Source organism: Curtobacterium sp. B8 (assembly GCF_000333315.1).
Classification (GTDB): domain Bacteria; phylum Actinomycetota; class Actinomycetes; order Actinomycetales; family Microbacteriaceae; genus Curtobacterium; species Curtobacterium luteum.
In genome coordinates, this window is record NZ_BACW01000407.1 from 1 (window position 1) to 1,398 (window position 1,398).

At 68.4% G+C, this 1,398-nt stretch carries 1 pseudogene; it reads right to left on the reverse strand.

Annotated elements, in window-relative coordinates:
* Positions 1 to 1,254: pseudogene (gene dnaB, locus I59_RS19740) on the reverse strand (replicative DNA helicase); the annotation flags it as partial.
* Positions 1,255 to 1,398: the final 144 nt, after the last annotated feature.

Genomic DNA, 1,398 nt, shown 5'->3' on the forward strand with positions numbered 1-1,398 from the left:
CCGTCGGCCCGTTGCGGTGCTTCGCCACGATGAGTCGGCCCTCACCCTGCCGCGGGTGTCCTTTTCGTACGCGGACTCACGGTGCAGCAGGATGACCATGTCGGCGTCCTGCTCGATCGACCCGGACTCACGCAGGTCGGAGATCATCGGCTTCTTGTCCGCACGCTGCTCGGGACCACGGTTCAGCTGCGACAGCGCGATGACCGGCACGCCGAGTTCCTTCGCCATGAGCTTGAGGGCACGCGAGAACTCCGACACCTCCTGCTGACGGGACTCGACGCGCTTGCCCGAGGTCATCAGCTGCAGGTAGTCGATGACGACGAGCTTGAGGTTGTGCTGCTGCTTGAGGCGTCGGCACTTCGCCCGGATCTCGACGAGCGTCATGTTGGGGGAGTCGTCGATGAAGAACGGGGCGTCGTTGATCCGGCCGCGGGTCTGGGCGATGGTCGTCCAGTCCCGGGAGTCGACGGTGCCCTTGCGCATGTTCTGCAGCGGGACGCTCGACTCGGCGGAGAGCAGGCGCATGGCGATCTCGGCGCGCCCCATCTCGAGCGAGAAGAACGCGGCGGTCTGGTTGTGCTTGAGCGCGGCCGCACGACACAGGTCGAGCGCGAGCGTCGACTTGCCGAGTGCGGGTCGCGCGGCGACGATGATGAGCTGCCCGGGGTGGAAGCCGTTGGTCAGGCCGTCGAGGCCACTGAACCCCGTCGGCACGCCGGTCATCTGCCCGTCGCGGCCCTTGGCGGCCTCGATCTCGTCGATGGCGGCACCGATGGCGTCGGTGAGCGGGACGTAGTCCTCGGTCTGGACGCCGCCGGCGACGTTGTAGACCTCGGCCTGCGCGCTGTTGACGAGGTCGGTGACCTCACCCTCGGAGGCGTAGCCCATCTGGACGATGCGGGTGCCGGCGTCGACGAGGCGGCGCAGCACGGCCTTCTCGGCGACGATCGCGGCGTAGTAGCCCGCGTTCGCCGCGGTCGGCACCATGCTCGTCACGCTGTGCAGGTACTCGGCACCGCCGGCGCGGGAGAGCAGGCCGGTCTTGGTGAGCTCGTCGGTGACGGCGATGACGTCGGTCGGCTCGCCGTGGGAGTACAGCGAGAGGATCGCGTCGAAGATGACCTCGTGCTTGGGGATGTAGAAGTCGACCCCGCGCGCGGTCTCGATGACGTCGGCCACGGCGTCCTTCGACAGCAGCATGCCGCCGATCGTCGACTGTTCGGCGAGGAGGTCGTGCGGCGGCGTCCGTTCCATGCCTCCGCGGTCGGCGACGTCGCGGGGGGACGGATCGAGATGCGCGATCGACACACGGACTCCTGTCGTTTGAATCGGCGCGAGCCCCTGCCCGCACCGAAGTTCTACCCCGGGCGACCGACATCGCCAGGTCGCGGGGCAACG